Genomic DNA, 20,831 nt, shown 5'->3' on the forward strand with positions numbered 1-20,831 from the left:
ATTATTTATGTTGTGATGTGAGGCTTCAAATTACGAATTTTAAGTTAAAGTCGATTGTACCAATTGTGTTTATTCGGCAATAAAGTTATCGGAACTGTTCCTTTCATAAGTCAGGATTGAAATATCATATGGTGTATTTTCACCTGCTTTAAATTCCTTACGTTCTGTTACATTAAACTGATTTTCGTCGAAGATCGGAAAAAAGGCATCGCCTTCAAAAACAGCATGGACTATCGTCAGGTATATCTTATCGGCTATTGGTATAGCCAATCTGAAAATCTCTTCACCACCCAGTACAAATACTTCTTGTTGGTCGCGGCATTTTTCTATGGCCTCATTCAGACTGTTTACCACTTCAAACCCTTGCTCAATCCGATAATCTGGCTGACGGGTAATTACATAATTTCCAGCTTCCGACCAGATCCTGTGAGGGTTATCATAACTCTTGCGACCCATAATCATTTTTCTGCCTTTGGTTACGCGTTTTAGATTATCCCAATCTGCGACGATTGGTTCCCAAGGTAAGGCGTTGTTAAGCCCGATAGCCCGGTTTTCGCTCATGGCTGCTATTAAAGAGATAATAGGCATGGTTAGTTTATTCGGTAGTTTAGGAAAATAAAGTTTAAAAATATCAATTTTTAGCATTTTAACAAGCAGCTATGGCTTAAATACTTAATTTTACTGCAAGCCGGGATGTTTTACCACTAATCTAAATAGCATTGTCTGACAATATTTTCATACTTATACTAGTCGTTTTATTAAGGATATGTTCTAATCCGGTAGCGAACGTTTTTCAAAAAAAACTAACGGTTAACGGACTTTCTGCTCTTGTTGTCAATTTTTTTACTTACCTCATTTTAGCAATCGTCTGCCTTGTTTTTAGTTTCAGACTTGATTGGGCATCAGTATCACCGGAATACTGGACATACTCAATCATCATGGGTTTGCTCGGTGCAATGGGTAATTTGTATTTAGTAAAAGCTCTCCATGCCGGAGACCTCTCTGTTCTTGGTCCTATCAATGCCTACAAAGCCGTGATCAGTATGATTATCGGACTTTTTATTTTGCACGAAATACCGGGTGTTATAGGACTGACGGGTGTAGCGTTGATTATTTTCGGAAGCTATTTTGTACTGAATACCACTGCTGAGGGCTTTAGTCTGGCACTGTTTAAACGCAAGGAAATACAGTTCCGGATATGGGCAATGATTTTGACAGCCACCGAGGCCATTTTTGTGAAAAAAGTGATTTTGGTTTCCTCGGTTGCGCATTCATTTTTTAGCTGGTGCTGGTTTGGAGCCTTGTTTTCATTTGTATGGTTACTTATCAATAAAACAGAATTGAAAACAGAGATAAAACAGGTAAAAGCCGGTGCTACAAGTAACTTCGTATGGTTGGTTGTTTGCATAGGAGTCTCGCAGTTCTCGACAGGTTTTATCTTCGACAGCATGCCCGTAGGTTATGCGCTTTCGTTATTTCAACTATCGGTTCTGGTAAATATTTTTCTTGGATACCGGATTTTTAAGGAAGTAGATATTGTAAAGAAACTAATCGGTGCCATGATAATGATTGCAGGCTCGGTGCTGATTATTTTGTTCTGACATCAAACAAAAATAGGCTTATCTCTGCTGAAATAAGCCTATTGAAGAATAAGTACAACTATAAAGTATCGTAATATCTGAAAAGCTGAACAAGCCCATGTTGCGTTTTCAAGTTGAGATTGTTTTTCTTTACAAATAACTCTAATTGAGGTCGTTGGGTTTTCGGGAAATTCTGCAAAGCTTTTTTACCGGTTGATACAACTTGCAGTATGTCATCCTGTATGGTAAAAAACTTGTGAGACTTTGTGAATTCTCCTTCATATTCAAAATCTCCTCCGGTAGCTTCATAACCTGTTTTCTCAACCGTCCGAGCGCTTAACGAGCATTCATAAGCTTTCAATAAATTGCTTTTTTGCATATAAAGCGTTTCCAGAAATACGTTTTCATATTTCCGAAAAGTATGCCCTGCAATGGTAAATTCCTCCGGACGCACGGCCACTGCATCTGCATTTTTGTCTTTTACAATATAAACCACGCCTTTCTGAATGTTATACGCCATCAGAAAATTCACGTTTTGTCCGTTTTGTAAACTGAGCGTGCCATTATACCACCCGTTTTTAAAGAAGGGTGTTCCCTTAAAAGTTTTAGTAAGCTCCTGATTAGTTCTGGCGACTACATCCTGTAATTTGTAATGTGCTACAAGGGTGGTATCTCCTTTACCATTAATAACGATTCTGGTATCGTTATTATCGGTTATTTTGGCATCTCTGATGAAGTAACGGTAGTCCTTGGAAGGATTATACAGTTCCTGCGCAGCAAGGCAAAGCGGCAAAGCCACAAGAGCGAAGAGAGTTAGAAGCGCTTTCATAAGTTTAAAGAATACGAGTAAATATCTATAACAAAAATAACAGATAAAAATGTATTTTTCCTAGAAAATCTTTGAATATTTCTAGTAGTGCTGTCGTATGTCTTTTAACCAATGAGTCTATACTCTCTTTATCTTACAACGCTTCCAGATACAATGCCTTAAAATCGGCTCTGCTCACAGGTTTAGGATTATTTGGGTGTGCAAAGTCAGCAATAGCCAGATCGGCTAGGGTTTCAATATGCTCATCTCTTACACCGATGTCGCTTAAACGATGTGGAATGTTCACGCGGCTATTGAGATCGAACAGATAATTTACTACGGCTTCGCCTGTTTCTTCTTTTAGGTCGAGTGTCTGTGCTATTCTGCGGAACTTCCCCTCAAAACCTGCTATGTTGAATCGCATGCCGTATGGAATGTTGACTGCGTTAGCTAATCCGTGGTGAGTATCAAGCAATGAAGAAAGCGGATGAGCCAGTGAATGCACGACACCCAATCCTTTCTGAAATGCTATGGCGCCCATCATAGAACCCAAAAGCATTTTACTGCGCGATTCGACGTCAGGATTATTAACCGCTTTTTCTAATGATTGGTGGATTAATGAAATACCTTCAAGCGCTATTCCGTCACAAATAGGGTGGTACATTTTGGCCAGAAAAGCTTCCATATTGTGCGTGAGGGCGTCCATACCCGTAGCGGCAGTAACGAAAGGAGGCAGATCCATTGTCAGAAGCGGATCGGCAAAAACTATTTTTGCCAGTAATTTAGGCGAAAAAAGTATTTTCTTCTGATGGGTTTCATCGTCTGCAATGATGGCGCTTCTTCCCACCTCACTACCTGTACCTGAAGTAGTCGGAATGGTAATAAAGTGCGGTACATCGTTGGTTACGTATATATCACCACCTATTAAATCATCATATTTGAATAAATCTTCTCTGTGATTAATGCGCAGTACAATAGCCCGGGCCACATCCATAGCCGCACCTCCTCCTATTCCTATAATGCTGTCTCTATGGGTAGCATGATAGGCTTGGTCTCCCTTGTAAACATCAGATTTAACCGGATTTTTATGGATATCGGCAAATACTTCGGGACTAATACCTTTGGTACTTAAGTTCTCAACAATCCGTTTCAGAAAAGGCAATTGAGCTACTACCGGGTCGGTTACAATGAGTGGTCTTGAAAGGTTATTGTCTTTCAGGTAGTCGGCCAGTTCTTCTACTGCACCTGCGCCGAAGCGTATTTTAGTTGGGAAGTTGTAGGTTAAAATCACAATGAAAAAACGATTAGAATGAATAATAAACAGAAAAACCATCAATCAAACAAAAGTAATTAATAAGCTTGTTTGATTGATGGTTTCGCTTTATTTTTTTGCTTCTAATGTCTAGTCGCGTCTGCCAAGAAACATGCTCAGATAATACAATAAGTTGGCTACTGCACCTGCTGCTGCTACCACGTAGGTAAGCGCCGCCCATTTTAAAGCATCTTTCGCCATGCCGTGTTCGCGGTTGGTTACAACGCCTCTTGATTCCATCCATGCCAAAGCACGGTTGCTTGCATCATATTCTACCGGAAGCGTAATCAAGGAAAATAAAGCAATAATGGCGTTAGCTACTATCAGAGCCAGCAACACCGTTTGTGCCATAGGGGTATTTCTTGAGAAAATATAAGCCATAAACATGAACCCGAACATATAGAAGAAGTTCATGGCGTTAGTGGCCACATTTACAATAGGCACCAGAGCCGAACGCATTTTAAGCGGAGCATAAGCCACTGCATGTTGCACTGCGTGCCCACATTCGTGTGCGGCTACGGCTGCAGAAGCCGCGCTGTTACCGTTGAATACATCGTAGCTCAGATTAACAGTTTTTTTGAGCGGATCGTAATGATCAGTCAGCTGACCTTCTACCTGTATTACTCGTACATCATATATCCCGTTGTCGTTGAGCATCTTGCGGGCAATTTCTGCGCCGGTCATGCCATTTGCTAAACCGAATTTAGAGTATTCGGCAAATTTGCTCTTTAGTCTTGACGATACCGCCAGACCCAGCAACATAAAAACAATACTTATTACAAAAATCATAGTTTTAACTTTTCATTATTGTGATAGTCATACGACTGATTTTGATAAAAGGTATCAGTCTAAATCCTTTATTTTTTTGATAATGGCACTGGTCGAATATCCGTCGACCAATGAGATAGTCTTTACTTCTCCTCCTTTACCGATAACAAAATCTGCTCCAACAATGTTCTGAATGGTGTAATCGTCACCTTTCACCAGAATATTCGGACAAAGTGTCTCAATCAATTCCTGTGGGGTAGGTTCATCGAACAAAATGACAGCATCTACAAATGCGAGGGCCGACATCATCCGTGCTCTTGCATATTCATTTACAACAGGTCTGCTTTCGCCTTTCAGTCTTTTGACAGAGGCATCGGTATTTAGGCCTAGTACCAGCTTGTCTCCCAGATTCCGGGCTTTTTCCAGGTAATCAATGTGTCCGAGATGAACAATATCAAAGCATCCATTAGTGAAAACGATTTTTTCACCCTCAGATTGCCATTCTTTTACTTGTTTTTGTGCTTCTTCTCTATTTAATATTTTTGATTCGGTCATGGATTTATAAAGAGTTGATTTTTCCATCAAAAGACAGAACTCTAAATGAAATTCTATTAATGATTTAATTTACTACCTTTTGATAGAAAATCTCCTTCATTTTTAAGTTTAATGTTTTGCTCTCTTTCTATGCTTGTCGACGCCCTATATCTGAATTTTAAAAAATACCTCTACTCATACACTTTCTTTTGCGCTTCTTTGAGAAGCGACTCTATTTCTTAACCTATCATAATTCAATTAATTAACTGATAGAAAATTAAAAGAAATTATCCACAAATCAAACACTTTCAGCCTTTTTCTTGGGCAATATGAAGCTCAGTAAAAAAGCAATAATGCCAAAAATAACCACGAAAATCAACCCTTGCATGGCGTGTAAGAAAGTGGCCAATGTGATGCCATCCTGCTCAGACAAACCATATAAAACCACAATGCTGCCAACCAGAAAATGATAACTGCCTATACCACCTTGTGTAGGTGCTGCCATACCGATAGACCCCATTACAAAGATGGTCAGAGCTGCCAGAGGCGACAGGTTTGCGGTTTCAGGCAATGCAAAGCAGAGCACATAAGTCATTACAAAATAGAGTGTCCAGATTAGCAGGGTATGAAACGCAAACGCCATCGGATTTTTAAGGTTGCGTACGCTTAAAAAACCACTGGCAAGCCCAGCTACAAAACCACTTATTTTCTGATATAGTGGCAACTGAGAGATTCTGTCAATATTACGCTTGAAGGTCAGATACGCCATCACTGCCAGAATAACCAGGGCTGTTAAGATACTTAGCAGCAGAATCGGGTTTTTGAACTTATCTCCAAAAAAATTAAAGAAGAAAGTACTCAACCGGTCGAATTCTAAAAATAAGTTGAGTAATATCAAAACCAGGAGTATCAGCACATCGGCTATACGTTCGGCCACAACGGCACCGAAAGATTTTTCAAAGGGGATATCTTCCAGTCTGTTTAAGGTGCCGCAACGTGCAAATTCCCCGGCACGTGGAAAAACCAGATTGGCCAGATATCCAACCAGAACAGCCAGCGTAGTTCTGAAAACAGATGGTTTATAACCCAGCGGACCGAGCATTAATGCCCATCGATAAGCTCTGCTCCAGTGAGCAGCTAAAGCCAGTACCGCAGACAAACCGACCCACCGGTAATCGGCTTCTTTAATTTTTTTCCAGAGCTCATTTAAGTCTATGTCTTTAAAAACAAACCATAATAAGCCCCCTGCTATGGCGAGTGAGATAGCATACTGCAGAATTTTTTTCATTTCACTACCCGGTTATTCTCGTCAGGAAAAACAACCAGCGGTTTATGGGTTTTGGCCTCTTCAGGCGACATCCACGCGTACGCAATGATGATTACAATATCACCAACTTCTGCTTTTCTTGCTGCTGCTCCGTTCAGACAAATGATACCAGAGCCCCTTTTGCCTTTAATGGCGTAGGTTTCCAGACGCTCGCCATTATTATTATTAACTACCTGTACCCTTTCATTTTCCACAATACCCGCGGCTTCGAGCAAGTCTTCATCAATCGTGATGCTCCCTACATAATTGAGTTCGGCCTGCGTTACTTTCACTCTATGGATTTTCGACTTAAAAATGTTAACAAGCATATTTACCTACCTTTTTGAATGTGGTGCAAAATTATAAAATTGCTTAGTAAACAAACGTTCCGGTATTGAATAAAATTCCTTATAGCCGCTTTAGATAGATTAATTCATTTACTTATCATTCAATAGTAATGATAAATCAATATCGCTGGTGGTTTGGGTCAGCTAAGTAATTGTTCCACCAAAGTAACGCATGGGTCACGCTTCATTTTATAAAAATTGTACAACGCAACATGTCTGAATCAATGCAGCCGCTTAGTACGGTAGAGAAGAGTTATAAACGCTTGATTTAGAGGAATTACGTGCTTCAATTTATTTGTTAGTTACACGGTATAATCTAGGATTAGATACTACTTTATTATTACTTTTGCATTTTTGAAAAGCTACCAATTTATGATTAGAAAATTACTTCCTTTTTTACTTTGTATTACTCATTTCTCTTTTGCTCAGGATGCTGAAGTTTTTAAACCGGATTCAATAAAAAAAACAATTGAAGCTACGCCCATTAGTTCTGCATTAAAAATAGACGGAATAATGAACGACACCGAGTGGAAATTGGCCCGGCCGGTGTCTGATTTTGTACAGATTGAACCATACCAGGGTAAAGCTCCGAGCCATAAAACCGAGATACGGGTGCTTTATAACAAGCAATATCTGTATTTTGGTATTTTTGCACGTGACTCAATCGGTAAGAAAGCGATTCGTGCTACCGATTTTAAGAGAGACTTTAATTTCAGGCAACATGATCTGGTGGCTTTGGCGTTTGATGGCTTCAACGATAAACGCAATGCGATGGCACTGGTTACTAATCCTTATGGTGTTCAGCGGGACTTGTTGTCGTTCGATGATATTTATTTCGATCTTGACTGGGATGGACTCTGGCGGGTACGTACTTCACGCACTGATTCGGGTTGGGTAGCCGAAATGGCTGTTCCCTGGCAAACATTGCGTTATCCTAAAACTGACTCGCCAATACAAAACTGGGGCTTTAACGTATTCAGGAATCGACGATTAACCAATGAGCAAACAGCATTTTCACCATATCCGCGTTCATTCAGTAATACACGTATGGATTATGCCGGGGTGCTGACCAACCTGCAGCCACCGCCACCATCCACCAACCTGCGTGTGCAACCTTATTTACTGACCTCGTTCGACCGCTACAGAAATTTCGATAACAAACCCAATGCAAACAATTATAAAGTAGGCGGCGAAATAAAATGGGCAATCAATCCGAATGCCATTCTCGACCTGACAGCCAATACCGACTTTGCTCAAGCCGATGCCGACAGGCAGGTGAATAACGTAACGAGGTTTTCGGTCTTTTTCCCTGAACGGAGACAGTTTTTTCTGGAAAACGCCTCATTGTTTGGGGTGGGTATAGGGCCAAATGATGATCTGTCAGGCGGAACCATGCGTGTACAGCCTTTTTTCAGTAGACGGATAGGTCTGGATGATAACGGAAATCCTATTCCGATTGATGTAGGAGGGAGGTTTGTTTATCGTTCTCTCAAAAGAAACTATGGAGCCATAGCCATGCGCCAGCGGGAAGTGGGAGACACACCGGGTACTAATTTTTTTGTGGGCAGGTATTCTGAAAATTTCGGCAAACAAAATCGGATAGGCGGGCTTATGACCATAAAGAATCGTCCGGATGCGACAAATATTACAAGTACAATTGATGGTTTTTTTCGTTTGGGCGAATCGCATTCGCTTAATACAATGGCGGTATATTCTACCTCTACCAATGGGGGCAAGCAGGGTTTTTCGGGTCTGGCTCAGTATTATTATACTACCAATCAGTTGAAATTCTGGTGGACACAGTCCATCGTAACGAAAGACTTCAACCCCGAAGTGGGCTTTGTGTCCAGAAATGATGTAATCGGAACAACCCCCGGCGTGTTTTTCTTTAACAGAGGGAAGTGGATACCGTTCAAAAAATTAATCCGCGCTTTTGAGCCGGGTATCATGACGGAGTTCTACCATCAGGCATCAACAGGCAAACTGATTGAGCGACAACTGAATCTGAACCCGATCTGGTTGAATTTTCAGCGAGGTGGCTTTTTCGGCTACCTGGTTAATCCTACGTTTCAGCACCTTACAGAGGCATTCGAACCATTGGGTGTGTATATTGGCCCGGGTGAATACAACTATGTACGCCACCAGATTTATGCCAGTACTAATCCTTCTCAGGTTGTCAGTATCAATACAGAATTCAACTGGGGTACTTATTTCAACGGCCGATTGAACGGTCATGATATCCGTCTGCAAATAGCGCCTATTCCGCACGTATCTATTCTGACGAGGTATAACCGCAATCACTTTAAAAATGTGGGTGAATTGAATACAACTACCAACATAGACTTATACAGTATTGAAGGTCGTTTTGCACTGAATCCCCGCGTTCAGTTGATTGGGTTTTATCAGAAAAACTCTGAAAACCGGTCACAGAACTATAATATACGGTTGTCGTGGGAATACCGACCCTTATCATATATTTATGTGGTGTATAATCATCGCGGATTCGATAATCTGCAGTTGAAACAAACACAAACTGAAGACCATGTGATTGCTAAAATAAGTTATTTAAAACAATTCTGAGCCATGAGATTTTTGTTGTTAGGAAGTATTTGCCTTTGTTTTCTGAATGCCTGCACAACTAAGGTTGAGGAGCAAAAAACGGATTCTGTTGCATTAGCCGACACTACTTTAACATTGAAAGAAGACTGGGAATGTATTATTGGCCAAAAGGTAGGGATTATTACAAACGCTACAAGCGAGCAGGAACTAATAGACAAGCTGGGCAGTGCTAATGTAAGTGCGCATGATACCATTTATGGTGCCGAAGGAATTTTTTCTATTGGTACCATTATTTATAAAGGCACGCCTAATGAGGCACATATTGTATGGAAAGACACACTTAATTTTAAAAGTCCTGAATATGTTATGGTTGGTTTCAGTGAACCTGGCGATAAATCGGAAGTGAAATGGTATACCAATACCGGAGTAAAGGTTGGAACCACATTAAAAGAATTGGAGCAGATAAACGACAGTCCATTTAAGTTTTCAGGCTTTGACTGGGACTACGGTGGAACTGTTGTTAACTGGGAGGGTGGTAAGCTGGGAGAGAAAAATCAGGGTGGTTATCTGGCGGTATTTCTGGATTATGACTATGAAGATGACAGTCTGCAAGGTGCGGCAGATAAGTTATTAGGTGATTCTTCTTTTGACTCTAAAGACCCGAATGCACAAAAACTGAACCCTTATGTGTCGCATTTTATCATCAGTTTCAGATAGTACGTTATTTTAATAATAAAAAAACGTTATAATCGCTTAAAAATCAATTGTTTACTTTTTATTTGTAGTAAAAATATCAGATTCATAATCAAATAAAAAAATATCATGGCAACTAATAAGAAAAACGAAACCGATAAGGCAGAAGAAACAATCAGCGTATCTGAGGCAGTAGCTGATGCCAAAGCTGTGGTAGCAGATAAAATTGAGGAGGGCAAAGAAAAAATAGCAGAAGTGAAAGCTGAAATATCGGCAAAAGCAGAAGAAACCAAAGAGGCAGCTGAAGAAAAAATAGAGGAAGTAAAAGAAGAAATAGCCGCCAAAGCTGAAGAAGTAAAAGCTGATGCCAAAGAGGCTGCCGTGATTGTAGAAGAAAAAGCAGCAGAAGTGAAAGCAGAAATAGAAGCTAAAGCAGAGGAAATAAAGGCAGAAGCGAGTGAAACCATCGCAGCAGGTGAAGAAAAGGCTGAGGAAGTAAAAGCATCTGTAAGTGATAAAGTGGAAGACATAAAAGAAGATGTATCTGAAGCCATAGGTACTGCCAAAGTAAAAGCACAACAAACCGCTTCTGATGCAGCAGATAAGTTTGAAGATTTTAAAGAAGAAGTAAAAGGTGCTGCCTCATCAGCAAAAACAAAAGCCAAAGAAGTAGCAGACGACGCAAAAGACAAGTTTGAAGATTTTAGAGAAGAGGCGGAAGAAGCGGTTGCAGCAGCAAAAGTGAAAGCAAAGGAATTTGTTGCGGAAGCGTCAGAAAAGTTTGAAGAATTCAAAAATAAATATGCCACAGAAGAAAAAATCAACGAACTGAAAAATCAGGCGGCTGAAAAACTGGAAGATATAAAAGAGGATGCCGCTGAAGCCTTAGAATCTGCTAAAGTAAAAGCACAGGAATTGGCTGGGGAAGCTTCAGAAGTGGCTGAAAAAGTAACCGAAAAAGCCAGAGGGTTCTGGAGCCGCTTATTTGGTAGAAAATAAATGATTGGCATAGCCTCTAAACGTCAATCGGGCAGTAGAACTCAATTCTACTGCCCGATTCATTTTATCTCTACAGGTCTGACTAGTATAAAATCTTTCCTAAAGTCTGTAATTTCAATTCGGTTTCTACCCATTCCTTTTCCGGATTCGAGTCCGCCGTTATACCACAACCGGCATAAAGCGTTGCAATACCATTCTGCAGTTTCATGGTTCGCAGGTTTACGAAAATATGAGACTCCTGCTGAATATTAACCGGGCCGAGGAATCCGCTGTAAAACTCACGGTTATATTTCTCATGAGCCAGTATAAACTGTTTGGCGGGTTCTTTAGGCATACCACAAACGGCAGAAGTCGGGTGCAGTAAATCAAGCATCACCGTTGCCAGCTGGGGGAAATTGATGGCAACGGTATCAATGGTAAAATCCATACGCAGATGCATCAGATTACCGGCAATCACTGTTTTAGGACCATCTTCTTCAAATTCACGTACCCGGATTCTTTTCAGACAGTTTACTATATACCGGCTTACAAGTGCATGCTCTTCAATTTCTTTTTGCCGCCACAATGCTTCTGACGTTTTAATCAGATTCCCTTCTGTATCGTGCGAGGGTTGTGTGCCGGCCAATGCCATTGTACGGAATTTCCCTTCTGAATCCTGGCTTACCAGTGTTTCGGGCGAGGCACCGATCCAGACTATTCCTAAGCTGGGAACAGACACCACCGAAACAAAAGCTGTCGGATAAGCTTTGCAAAGCTTATCAAAGATGGCAACTATTTCAAAATCGGTCGGAATAGCTATTTTCTTTGTTCTGGAGAGCACAACTTTCTGAAAACTCCCTGCTTCAATCTGTTTTACAGCTTCATTAACCGCCTCAATGAAATTTTCCTTTGAAGTCGAGTCTTCTGTAATTTCATCAGAATGATTAACGGATGATTTGCCGCCGACTTCTTGCGCATGAAGTAACTCTATGAAATTCGGGTCAACTGATGACGGACTTACGATTTCGTGAAAACTTTCTGGGTTTAATGCATCCGAAAAAACATAGTGCAGGTCTGCTTTCAGAAAATAAGTATCGTTGCCTTCAGGATTAATAAACGGAGAAAATGCAAAGCCCGGGCCTGATTCTTCGAAATCTATCTTGACTTGTTCGGGATTTTTGAGAAAAGAGGTAAGAAAGTGTTTGTCGTTTTGTTTAGGCAAACGCCACATCACGGTCGGTAATCCTACTTGTAACGCTGCATTCCAGCGTGTTTGCCTGAAACTGTTTGTCCTTGAAGTCGCTGTTGTCATATGCTGATACTATACCTTAAAAAAACTAAGATATGTGGTAATTATTAATCCTTATACATCTTACAACAAATATGATTTGAAAACCTCTCAAAAAAAAGCAGAAGTTTTTTAATAGGGGTTAATTCCTGCTATTTTGTTAGAAATGTGCAAAAAAACCTATAAATCGTTGGAGAAATCTCACCATAAAACAGGCCAAAAGACACCGCTTTAATGAATTATATATAGCTGAAAATAACACTCGAATTCAGGTCTTATGAACTCCGATTAACCACCGGTATTTAGTAAATCGCTGATTTGCCGTTTTAATAAGGCAATTTGTCGATTTGTTTGGTAGTATGCCTGATAAAGCATTATTTTTATTGAAGTATATTATTTTTTAAATAAAAAAATGAAAGTATCTAAGAATAGTCCTTCCGGAGTACTGAAAATTTTCCTGACAGTAGCTGTTTGTCTGTATTTCATAAGTTCTTGTAAAGTCAGTCAACCTACCCAGACGCAGGCGCCATCAACGGTTGTTCCTCAACAGGACTTAGTTAAGGATGTTGTCAATTCTTTTTCTTCCAATCTTCCTGAAAGTACATTACCTGCCGGAGCAGATCCCGAGGGTGATGATTGGAAAGGGATTGACTTAGGAGAAAAACAGCCGGTTAAGCCGCTGTATGCCTCCGAAGAGGCCAAACACTTTTTATTGCCACCCGGCTACAAAATTGAACCTATACTGACCGAACCCGCCATTCAACAACCGGGTGCTATTGCTTTTGATGGCAACGGCCGCATGTATGTGCTTGAATTAAGATCTTATATGCTCAATGCCGACTCAAAAGATGAGCTGGAACCAACAAGCCGTATTTCGAGGTGGGAAGATAAAGACAATGACGGTGTTTATGAAACAGGTACGACTTTCGTTGATAATCTGATATTTCCACGTTTTGTGCTGCCTTATGGCAAAGACTGCGTGCTAACGATGGAGTCAGACGCCGACAATGTCTATAAATATACCGATACTGACGGTGATGGTAAAGCAGATAAAAAAGAACTTTTCACTAATAAATATGGACGCTCAGGCAATGTGGAGCACCAACAGGCTTTTATGTACTGGGGGATGGACAACTGGCTGTATAGCACAGTTAATGCGTTCAGGGTACGTGAAACACCAGGCGGTGTAATTCGTGAGAAGACGGGCTTCAACCGTGCCCAGTGGGGTATTACCCATGACGATGACGGCAAACTGTGGTTTCAGGGTGGTGCCAGTGGTTTACCTTCTTATTTTCAGTTTCCGATTCATTACGGCAATTTTGAAGTACTCAACGAGTTTGCCAAAGGCTTTGATATTCCCTGGGGTGCTGCCATAAAAATATCAGATATGCAGGGTGGTATGGACGAAATTCGTCAACCTGATGGTTCATTAAAACGAGTAACAGGTTCAGCCGGAAATGACGTTTACCGTGGAGACCGCCTGCCTGAATCACTCAAAGGCCAGTATTTTTATGGAGAACCCGTGGCCCGTATTGTTCGCCAGGTTAATCCTGTGGTAAAAGAGGGCTTAACTACCCTGCACAATGTATATCAGGATCAACAATCGGAATTCCTTCGCTCAACCGATCCGCTTTTTAGACCGGTTGATATGGCTACGGCGCCTGACGGCACGATGTATATAGTAGATATGTATCATGGTATTATTCAGGAAGGACAGTGGACACAGAGAGGAACGTATCTGCGTACAAAAATTGACCAGTATCAATTAGACAAAGTAGTAGGGTTGGGGCGCATCTGGCGTATTACCTATGAGGGTAAAGAGCGCGATAAAACCAAACCTAAAATGTTTAACGAAAAAACATCGGCATTGGTAAAGCATCTGGAGCATCCTAATGGCTGGTGGAGAGACGCCGCCCAGCAATTGATTGTTTTAAGAAAAGACCTTTCGGTAGTACCTGCTTTAGAAAAAATGGCTTTGGGTAGTCCCAATGTTTTAGCAAGAATTCATGCCATCTGGGCTTTGGAAGGCTTAAATGCCCTTAAAAAGGAAACAGTTCAGAAGTTGTTTAATGACAGCAATCCACGCATACGGATACAGGCCATGAGAGCCGGGGAAACCTTACATAAAAACGGAGAGAAAGAACTGGAAGCTAATTTTAAAGCAGCATTGAACGATGCCGACGCAGATGTGGCCATTCAGGCCATGCTAAGTGCTAAGTTTCTGAAACTGCCTGACCTGGAAAATAATATTAAGGCTACTGTAGCTAACAACAAAGCTGCCGGAGTGAAACTGGTAGCCGGGCAAATCATTACACCAGTAAGACCCAGAAGTGGTTTAGGAGTAGCTGAACTGAACAAAAGCCAGCAGGAGTCGCTTAGTCGTGGAGCAGTTATTTACAACGAATTGTGTTCACAATGCCATGGCAACAATGGTATGGGTACCCCTGCCGGCGACGGTAAACTGTTGGCTCCGGCATTAGCCGGTTCTTCAAGAATACAGGCGCATCCTGAGTATGCGGTCAGAGTAGTGCTGCATGGCATGGATGGAGCCATTGAAGGCAAAACCTATGCCGGAGGAATGATGGCCAGCATGAAAGAACAGTCGAACGAATGGGTGGCTGATGTGATTTCATATATCAGAAACGGCTTGTCGAACGATGCTTCTTTGATTTCGCCTGATATGGTAGCCAAAATACGGCAGAAAACAGCCGGACAATCGGGCATGTATCAATACGCCGGACTGATTCAATCGGTGCCACACGAATTACAGCAACGTGAAGGATGGAAAGTAACCGCCAGCAATACAGCGTCTACCCGCATAGGTGGCAATGTTTCACCTATCAGTGCGTTTACTTATGAGGGCTGGTCTACAGGTGTAAAACAGGAGAAAGGCATGTGGTACCAGATAGAGTTTCCGGCAGAAACAGCTGTGAGTGAAATACAGTTTAACTCTGCGGCTATGGTAAAAAAAGGCTGGGTGCCCAAGCCTAATACGCCTCCAGGGCAACGGCCAATGGTGCAAACCCACCCGAGAATCTATAATGTCGAAACATCGTCAGATGGTGTCAACTGGCAGTCGACCCTTGTAGCAGGTAAAGGAAACGATGGCGACAATATCATTGCTTTGAGTCCGCGTAAAGCGAAATTTATCAGAATAAAGCTGGAGCAGGGGCTCGAAAACACTGAAGACGATATCCCGTGGACAATGAAGCAACTGAAAATATTCGAACTCAACTAAATATTCATAATCGTATTATATCAAGGAAAAAATAATTATTCAATGGAAAAATCAAACAATCTCTCAGTATCACGCCGTCAGTTTTTGGGAACTACCGCTGCCCTTGTTTCTGGTTCGGTGTTAGCCAGCAGTCCGATTTTCGGAGCTCCTGCTTACATAAAAAACCTTTTCGGTCCTAATTCATTAATCAATGGGGTTCAGATTGGTGCTATTACTTACTCGTTCAGAGAAATGCCTGATCAAAGTGCAGAAGCCGTGCTGCAATATGTATTGGAGTCTGGCATAAGCGCGATAGAATTGCTAGGAGACCACGCCGAAATTTTTGCAGGCAAGCCTAAAAGTTCTGTTGATATGCGTTCTGTTTTTCCTTTAATGAGAAAAAGAAATGAAAAACAGGAATTGACCGAAGAAGAGAAAAAGAAATTAGAAGATGCAGAAACTCAAATGAAAGCCTATAATACAGAAGTGGCTAAATGGAGAGCAGGTGCTTCTATGGCAAAATTTGAAGAATTAGGCAAAGCATACAAAAAAGCAGGTATATCTATCTACGCTTTTAAACCCAATGCTTTTGGTAGAAACAACAGTGACGCTGAAATTGAATATGGTATGAAAGCAGCTAAAGCATTAGGTGCTGGTCAGGTAACTTTAGAACACCCGTCTAATGATGAGCATACCTTGAAACTAGGTACTATTGCTCAAAAAATGGGTGTTAAGGTAGGATATCATGGACACGAACAACAAACCTTTACCCTTTGGGATACTGCTTTGGCTCAATCTCCTGCCAATGCATTGAATCTTGACCTAGGTCACTTCGTAGCAGCCGGAAATCCGAACCCTTTGGATATCATCAAGCAAAAGCATGACCGTATTGTGAGTATGCACATTAAAGATCGCCAGACACCTGCACATGGCAAAGGCAATGTAGTATGGGGACAAGGCGATACGCCAATCAGAGAAGCTTTGAATCTGATGAAAACTAATAAGTACAAATTCCCGGCTACTATTGAGCTTGAATATAAAATACCGGAAGGTTCTAATTCGATAGCTGAAGTGAAAAAATGCCTTGAGTTTTGTAAAAACTCATTGAGCTAAGTTATTTTTCTCAGTCTGAAAAAAAGAAAATCTCCCAAATTTGCAAGTCGAATGTGGGAGATTTTATATTTTTATGCCTGTTATCACTGATTATTCACTTATCTCAACAACCATTTTTTCTTTCAGCATGTTTTGCAGGTAAGTAATGGTTTCGGTTGTACAGACGGCTTCGTCGATATCGTATTTCTCCGTCAGTTTTTTGATGATGTCTCCTACAGCAATTGGTTCTGCCATAAATTCCCATATATCGGCTGCTACAGGATTAAGACCAAGGAAATCTCCGGTTGTCAGATTCATCATTACCGCCTCATCTCCAAGGCCGGAAATCGTAAATGATTCTTCGTTGCGTTTGATTTTTGTTTGCAGATTAATCATGATTCCTTTAAAAGTTGCTGGTATAGCTTTATTTAAACATATTTGTTTGCAAATATAGTCCAAAAAGTGCAATAATGTAGTGTCATAATCCGTAATATATCCTTAAACAATAATTGAAAAAGGAGTGAAAAAATGACTGAAATTGCGTATGTTTTATTTTCAAAGTCTTAATGAACATTTAATTATTGGTTAATGTTTTTAAACAGATGGAACTATAATTTTAAAACCCGACATCAAAATCATGACTAATAATATCAGCAGTAAATTCTTTGGCTTAGCAATAGCCCTGTTTACTATTTTCGGATTGGTTAGTTGTCAAAATAAATCCCAACATAAGAGTATGTCAATGCAAGTAGAACAAGAGAAAAAGGGGAATCCGTATTATTCGCTTACCAGTAAAGAACCACTGCACGTGAGCGATGCCGAATGGAAAAAAGTATTGCAACCTGATGTATACGCTATTATGCGTGAGAAAGATACCGAAAGACCTTTTACGGGTCAATACTGGAACTACACAGGTAAGGGCACCTATCATTGCGCATCCTGTGGCAATAAGTTGTTCCGCTCTGATGCCAAGTTTGCTAGTATGTGTGGCTGGCCGAGTTTCTTTGAGCAGGAAGATAAGAAGAGCATCGTTTTTAAAGATGATTTTACTCATGGCATGCAGCGTATTGAAACACTATGCGGGCGTTGTGGTGGGCATTTAGGCCATATTTTTGATGATGGCCCTGAACCTACAGGCAAACGCTATTGTATGAATTCTATCGCTTTGGATTTCATACCTGACGACAAGTCGCAATTATAATACAGTATTGTAACAGATATTTTAATTAAAGGCTTTTCGATAAAAGAGCTTTTCGTTGATCAGACAATGAAACACTTGCAGACGGGGCAATTTCATGGACAAACCAACCGGACGATTTCTCTGGATGGGATTACCCTGACTGACACCGAGTATACTTTAGATAAGGTAGACTGGCATTATCATGAAAATGCCTATTTTACTTTTATTCTACAGGGAAATGTAATAGAAGGGAACAAGAAAGAAGTGTATAACTGCGGGGCAGGAAGTCTGTTGTTTCATCACTGGCAGGAGCCGCACTATAATATTAAACCACCCGGATTTACCCGTGGTTTTCATATAGAACTGGCAGATAAATGGTTTAAAAATCTTGATTTCGATATTAAAAATCTGACGGGAAGCATTAATATCTCGAACCCCGATTTGAAAGTACTACTTTATAAGATTTTCAGGGAATCAAAATTGGCAGACAATACCACAGAAGTAGGAGTGCAGACTTTGTTGCTTGAATTACTCAGCAAAATGCATCAGGACGACCAAATTGCATTTCGCGATAAACCGCTGTGGGTAAATCGACTCAGAGAATTGTTGCATGACAACGTTGCTGATAACTTGAGTCTTAATGAATTATCAACCGAATTAGGCATTCATCCTGTACATCTTTCAAGAGACTTTCCGAGGTATTTCCATTGCACGCTGAGTGAGTATATTAGAAAACTGAAAGTAGAAAAAGCCCTCTCACTTCTCGCACAACACAATAAATCGCTTACTGAAATTACGTATGAATGTGGCTTTGCTGACCAGAGCCATTTTACCCGTTGCTTCAAAGCTGCAAATGACATCAAGCCGTTAGCGCATCGCCGCATTCTGTTCGCCTAACTCACGTTAATCCTGTTCTATTTTTGGCTTTTTTTATTGTCTACCTTTGCATTTTATAAAATTGAACAATGAAAAAGCTAACACTGATTTTATTATTACCCCTCTGTTATTTAACAGCTCGCGGGCAAGGCAATGATCTGGTAAAAACAGATGGTATTACCAATCCCCTGCATCAGGCCCATGTAGGCCGAATCACCTTCATGAATGGCAACATTCCGATTGATCAGTATAAGGAAAGTGATTTCCTGACCAGTTTTGAGTTAAAACCCGTCAGTGACCTGAACATCAGACCTTTTCTGGCTAATTCCATTACCAATTATCTGCATCAGCTGGCACCTGATTTAAGTGAAGAAGAACTGAATAAGAAAGGTAATTACCAGTTTTCCTTTTATGTAGACGGCCAGTTGATTTACAAAGAAAATCTGCATCACGGGGCCGGGCTCAGGAAGAGTACCACTACCACTTTCAGAGTTCCGTTGACTACCTCGTCAGGAGAAGACTGGTGGGCGGTTTATATGTTTAACCGATTCATGATGAACGGAGGCGACAAAGCATTGACCGACGGTACGCATAATTTCAGATTGGAAATGCGTCCATATATTAATACAGGTGAAATAAAAGTAGGTAATCTGATAGCGCAGGGAGAACTAAAGCTAATCATTAAAACACCGGTATTAACTAAAGAGCAAACGGATGTTCAGCCGATTCAACCTAATTCTGGCTGGCAGATTTCTGACGCGGCGATTGACAAACAAAAGATAGAAGAGATGAATAAGAACATTCATCTCAATAAATTGAAAGAGATTACCGGAATTGTGGTGATACAAGAAGGGAAGCTATTGTTGGAAGAGTATTTCAATAAAGAAGACAGAGCTACGCTGCACAATCCTCGCTCGGTTGGTAAGTCCTTTGCTTCTACCATGATGGGAATAGCGATTCATGACGGATATATTAAAAGTGAATCTCAAACCCTGAAAAGTTTTTATGATTTAAAACAGTTTGCCAACTACAGCCTGAGAAAAGACAGTGTGAGAATTAAGGATTTATTGAGCATGAGCTCAGCCTTTGATGCCTCAGATAATGACAGCGATTCGCCCGGCAATGAAGAAAATATGTATCCTACAGCCAATTGGGTAAAGTTTGCACTGGATTTACCGATGGATGCACGCAAAAGCAATGGCAAACAATGGGATTATTTTACGGCCGGGGTTGTAGTGCTGGGTGATATTCTGCATCAATCAGTACCGGATGGGCTACAGAAATACGCCGATAAGAAGCTGTTCAGCCCCTTAGGTATCAAAAGTTATGAGTGGCAGTTTACTCCGCAAAATGTTGCCAACACGGCAGGTGGTTTACAGATGTCGGCATTAGACTTTGCACGATATGGCGAATTGTACCGGAACAAAGGTGTTTATAATGGCAAGCAGATTATACCTAAAGAATGGGTGGCTAAAACCTTTACAAAGTATCTGCCGATTCCGGGAAGAACCAATGAGTATTACGGCTATTTGTTCTGGAACAAAACCTTTGTTATAAACGGTAAAAGTTATGAGGCATTTTATTGTACTGGTAATGGCGGTAACAAGATTTATGTTTTTCAGAACATACCGCTTACAATTGTGATTACAGCCAAAGCGTACGGCAGGCCTTATGCACACCCACAGGTAGATAAAATGATGCAGGAATATATACTTCCGGCTGTGTTGAATTGAAACTATCAGAAACAGGAAAAGTCGGGTTGATTCCCGACTTTTCTTTTATAAAATAGATAAAGGTTATCAGTCTAAATCCTCGAATCGCTCCAGCATCAGAATAGATGCCTGCGGCAGGATTACGTATTTCTCACCTTCATACATTACCTCAATGGCATGTCTTTGCAGATAAATGGCCAGGTCACCTTCCTGCGCTTGTAATGGCATATACTTTACTTTTTCTTCTGTTTCTTTCCAGGGTTCGTCTTCACTTTGTTGTGGCAGGGGGTAGCCCGGGCCAACTTTAATGATATAACCAGACTGTACCTCTTCTTTTTCGGTTACGGTTGGGGGCAGGTATAAACCTGTATTTGTTTTATCAGCCGGATTGTTAGGTTTTACCAGCACTTTGTCACCTACGACAATCAGTCTTTTCAATTTGTTATCTGCAGTTACGCCAATCATAAGTCGTTAATAAATATGGAACACAAAAATAGTGGAAAATAGTACTACTAAAGCCTATGAGTTAATCAGATTTCAGTAGGGTAGTATCGAGCAAACGTTTAAGTCAATAAAAAGGT

19 protein-coding genes are annotated in these 20,831 nt (G+C 40.8%); 9 read left to right on the plus strand and 10 right to left on the minus strand.

Annotated elements, in window-relative coordinates; translation table 11 throughout:
- Positions 1-69: 69 nt before the first annotated feature.
- Positions 70-645 (minus strand): dihydrofolate reductase, encoded by a 576-nt coding sequence (locus AC1RRY_RS03930; protein WP_492817921.1) that lies wholly within the window; start codon positions 643-645, stop codon positions 70-72.
- A gap of 74 nt (positions 646-719) precedes the next feature.
- On the opposite strand from AC1RRY_RS03930, the gene AC1RRY_RS03935 reads away from it, so the two are divergent.
- On the plus strand, positions 720-1,601 hold the full coding sequence (locus tag AC1RRY_RS03935; protein ID WP_492817920.1) for an EamA family transporter: 882 nt from the start codon (positions 720-722) through the stop codon (positions 1,599-1,601).
- 58 nt (positions 1,602-1,659) lie between these two features.
- Here the strand turns inward: AC1RRY_RS03935 and AC1RRY_RS03940 are convergent, their stop codons facing one another.
- The 6 genes from AC1RRY_RS03940 to panD all read right to left on the minus strand — a co-directional run bounded on the left by AC1RRY_RS03940 (position 1,660) and on the right by panD (position 6,637).
- Positions 1,660-2,409, minus strand: a complete 750-nt coding sequence (locus AC1RRY_RS03940; RefSeq protein WP_492817919.1) for a hypothetical protein — start codon at positions 2,407-2,409, stop codon at positions 1,660-1,662.
- 133 nt (positions 2,410-2,542) lie between these two features.
- Positions 2,543-3,679, minus strand: a complete 1,137-nt coding sequence (locus AC1RRY_RS03945) for an iron-containing alcohol dehydrogenase (RefSeq protein ID WP_492817918.1) — start codon at positions 3,677-3,679, stop codon at positions 2,543-2,545.
- A gap of 111 nt (positions 3,680-3,790) precedes the next feature.
- Positions 3,791-4,489 (minus strand): zinc metallopeptidase, encoded by a 699-nt coding sequence (locus AC1RRY_RS03950; protein ID WP_492817917.1) that lies wholly within the window; start codon positions 4,487-4,489, stop codon positions 3,791-3,793.
- Positions 4,490-4,543: 54 nt separating this feature from the next.
- Complete coding sequence (gene rfaE2, locus AC1RRY_RS03955) at positions 4,544-5,023, minus strand: D-glycero-beta-D-manno-heptose 1-phosphate adenylyltransferase (RefSeq protein ID WP_492817916.1); 480 nt, start codon at positions 5,021-5,023, stop codon at positions 4,544-4,546.
- A 277-nt stretch (positions 5,024-5,300) separates the two neighbouring features.
- Positions 5,301-6,290, minus strand: a complete 990-nt coding sequence (locus AC1RRY_RS03960) for a lysylphosphatidylglycerol synthase transmembrane domain-containing protein (RefSeq protein WP_492817915.1) — start codon at positions 6,288-6,290, stop codon at positions 5,301-5,303.
- Positions 6,287-6,637: an aspartate 1-decarboxylase gene (panD, locus tag AC1RRY_RS03965; RefSeq protein WP_492817914.1), complete on the minus strand. Its 351-nt coding sequence runs from the start codon at positions 6,635-6,637 to the stop codon at positions 6,287-6,289. The genes AC1RRY_RS03960 and panD overlap by 4 nt, the downstream gene beginning before the upstream one ends.
- Positions 6,638-7,027: 390 nt before the next feature.
- On the opposite strand from panD, the gene AC1RRY_RS03970 reads away from it, so the two are divergent.
- From AC1RRY_RS03970 to AC1RRY_RS03980, 3 genes are all read left to right on the plus strand, one after another.
- The gene (locus tag AC1RRY_RS03970) at positions 7,028-9,235 is read left to right on the plus strand and encodes a carbohydrate binding family 9 domain-containing protein (RefSeq protein ID WP_492817913.1); all 2,208 of its coding nucleotides are present in this window, start codon (positions 7,028-7,030) and stop codon (positions 9,233-9,235) included.
- A 3-nt stretch (positions 9,236-9,238) separates the two neighbouring features.
- Positions 9,239-9,931 (plus strand): hypothetical protein, encoded by a 693-nt coding sequence (locus AC1RRY_RS03975; RefSeq protein WP_492817912.1) that lies wholly within the window; start codon positions 9,239-9,241, stop codon positions 9,929-9,931.
- Between the two features lie 105 nt (positions 9,932-10,036).
- Entirely contained in the window at positions 10,037-10,906 is an 870-nt protein-coding gene (locus tag AC1RRY_RS03980; RefSeq protein WP_492817911.1) for a hypothetical protein, read from the plus strand.
- A gap of 82 nt (positions 10,907-10,988) precedes the next feature.
- Here AC1RRY_RS03980 and AC1RRY_RS03985 read toward each other — a convergent pair whose 3' ends face one another.
- The gene (locus AC1RRY_RS03985) at positions 10,989-12,197 is read right to left on the minus strand and encodes a chorismate-binding protein (RefSeq protein WP_492817910.1); all 1,209 of its coding nucleotides are present in this window, start codon (positions 12,195-12,197) and stop codon (positions 10,989-10,991) included.
- 388 nt (positions 12,198-12,585) lie between these two features.
- On the opposite strand from AC1RRY_RS03985, the gene AC1RRY_RS03990 reads away from it, so the two are divergent.
- Positions 12,586-15,411 (plus strand): DUF7133 domain-containing protein, encoded by a 2,826-nt coding sequence (locus AC1RRY_RS03990; RefSeq protein WP_492817909.1) that lies wholly within the window; start codon positions 12,586-12,588, stop codon positions 15,409-15,411.
- Positions 15,412-15,453: 42 nt separating this feature from the next.
- Complete coding sequence (locus AC1RRY_RS03995) at positions 15,454-16,503, plus strand: sugar phosphate isomerase/epimerase family protein (protein ID WP_492817908.1); 1,050 nt, start codon at positions 15,454-15,456, stop codon at positions 16,501-16,503.
- Positions 16,504-16,593: 90 nt separating this feature from the next.
- Here AC1RRY_RS03995 and AC1RRY_RS04000 read toward each other — a convergent pair whose 3' ends face one another.
- Complete coding sequence (locus AC1RRY_RS04000) at positions 16,594-16,878, minus strand: PqqD family peptide modification chaperone (protein ID WP_492817907.1); 285 nt, start codon at positions 16,876-16,878, stop codon at positions 16,594-16,596.
- 346 nt (positions 16,879-17,224) lie between these two features.
- Here AC1RRY_RS04000 and msrB point away from each other — a divergent pair, with 346 nt between their 5' ends.
- The 3 genes from msrB (at position 17,225) to AC1RRY_RS04015 (ending at position 20,271) form a co-directional block, all read left to right on the plus strand.
- A complete protein-coding gene (gene msrB, locus AC1RRY_RS04005; RefSeq protein ID WP_492817906.1) occupies positions 17,225-17,683 on the plus strand; it encodes a peptide-methionine (R)-S-oxide reductase MsrB in 459 nt (152 codons plus the stop codon).
- Positions 17,684-17,749: 66 nt separating this feature from the next.
- Positions 17,750-18,559, plus strand: a complete 810-nt coding sequence (locus AC1RRY_RS04010; RefSeq protein ID WP_492817905.1) for a helix-turn-helix domain-containing protein — start codon at positions 17,750-17,752, stop codon at positions 18,557-18,559.
- Between the two features lie 68 nt (positions 18,560-18,627).
- Entirely contained in the window at positions 18,628-20,271 is a 1,644-nt protein-coding gene (locus tag AC1RRY_RS04015) for a serine hydrolase domain-containing protein (RefSeq protein WP_492817904.1), read from the plus strand.
- 66 nt (positions 20,272-20,337) lie between these two features.
- Here AC1RRY_RS04015 and AC1RRY_RS04020 read toward each other — a convergent pair whose 3' ends face one another.
- Positions 20,338-20,715 carry a co-chaperone GroES gene (locus tag AC1RRY_RS04020; RefSeq protein ID WP_492817903.1) on the minus strand — a complete coding sequence of 126 codons (378 nt, stop codon included), beginning with the start codon at positions 20,713-20,715 and terminating at the stop codon, positions 20,338-20,340.
- Positions 20,716-20,831: the final 116 nt, after the last annotated feature.

It is taken from the genome of Emticicia sp. GW821-FHT11C11 (assembly GCF_058808615.1).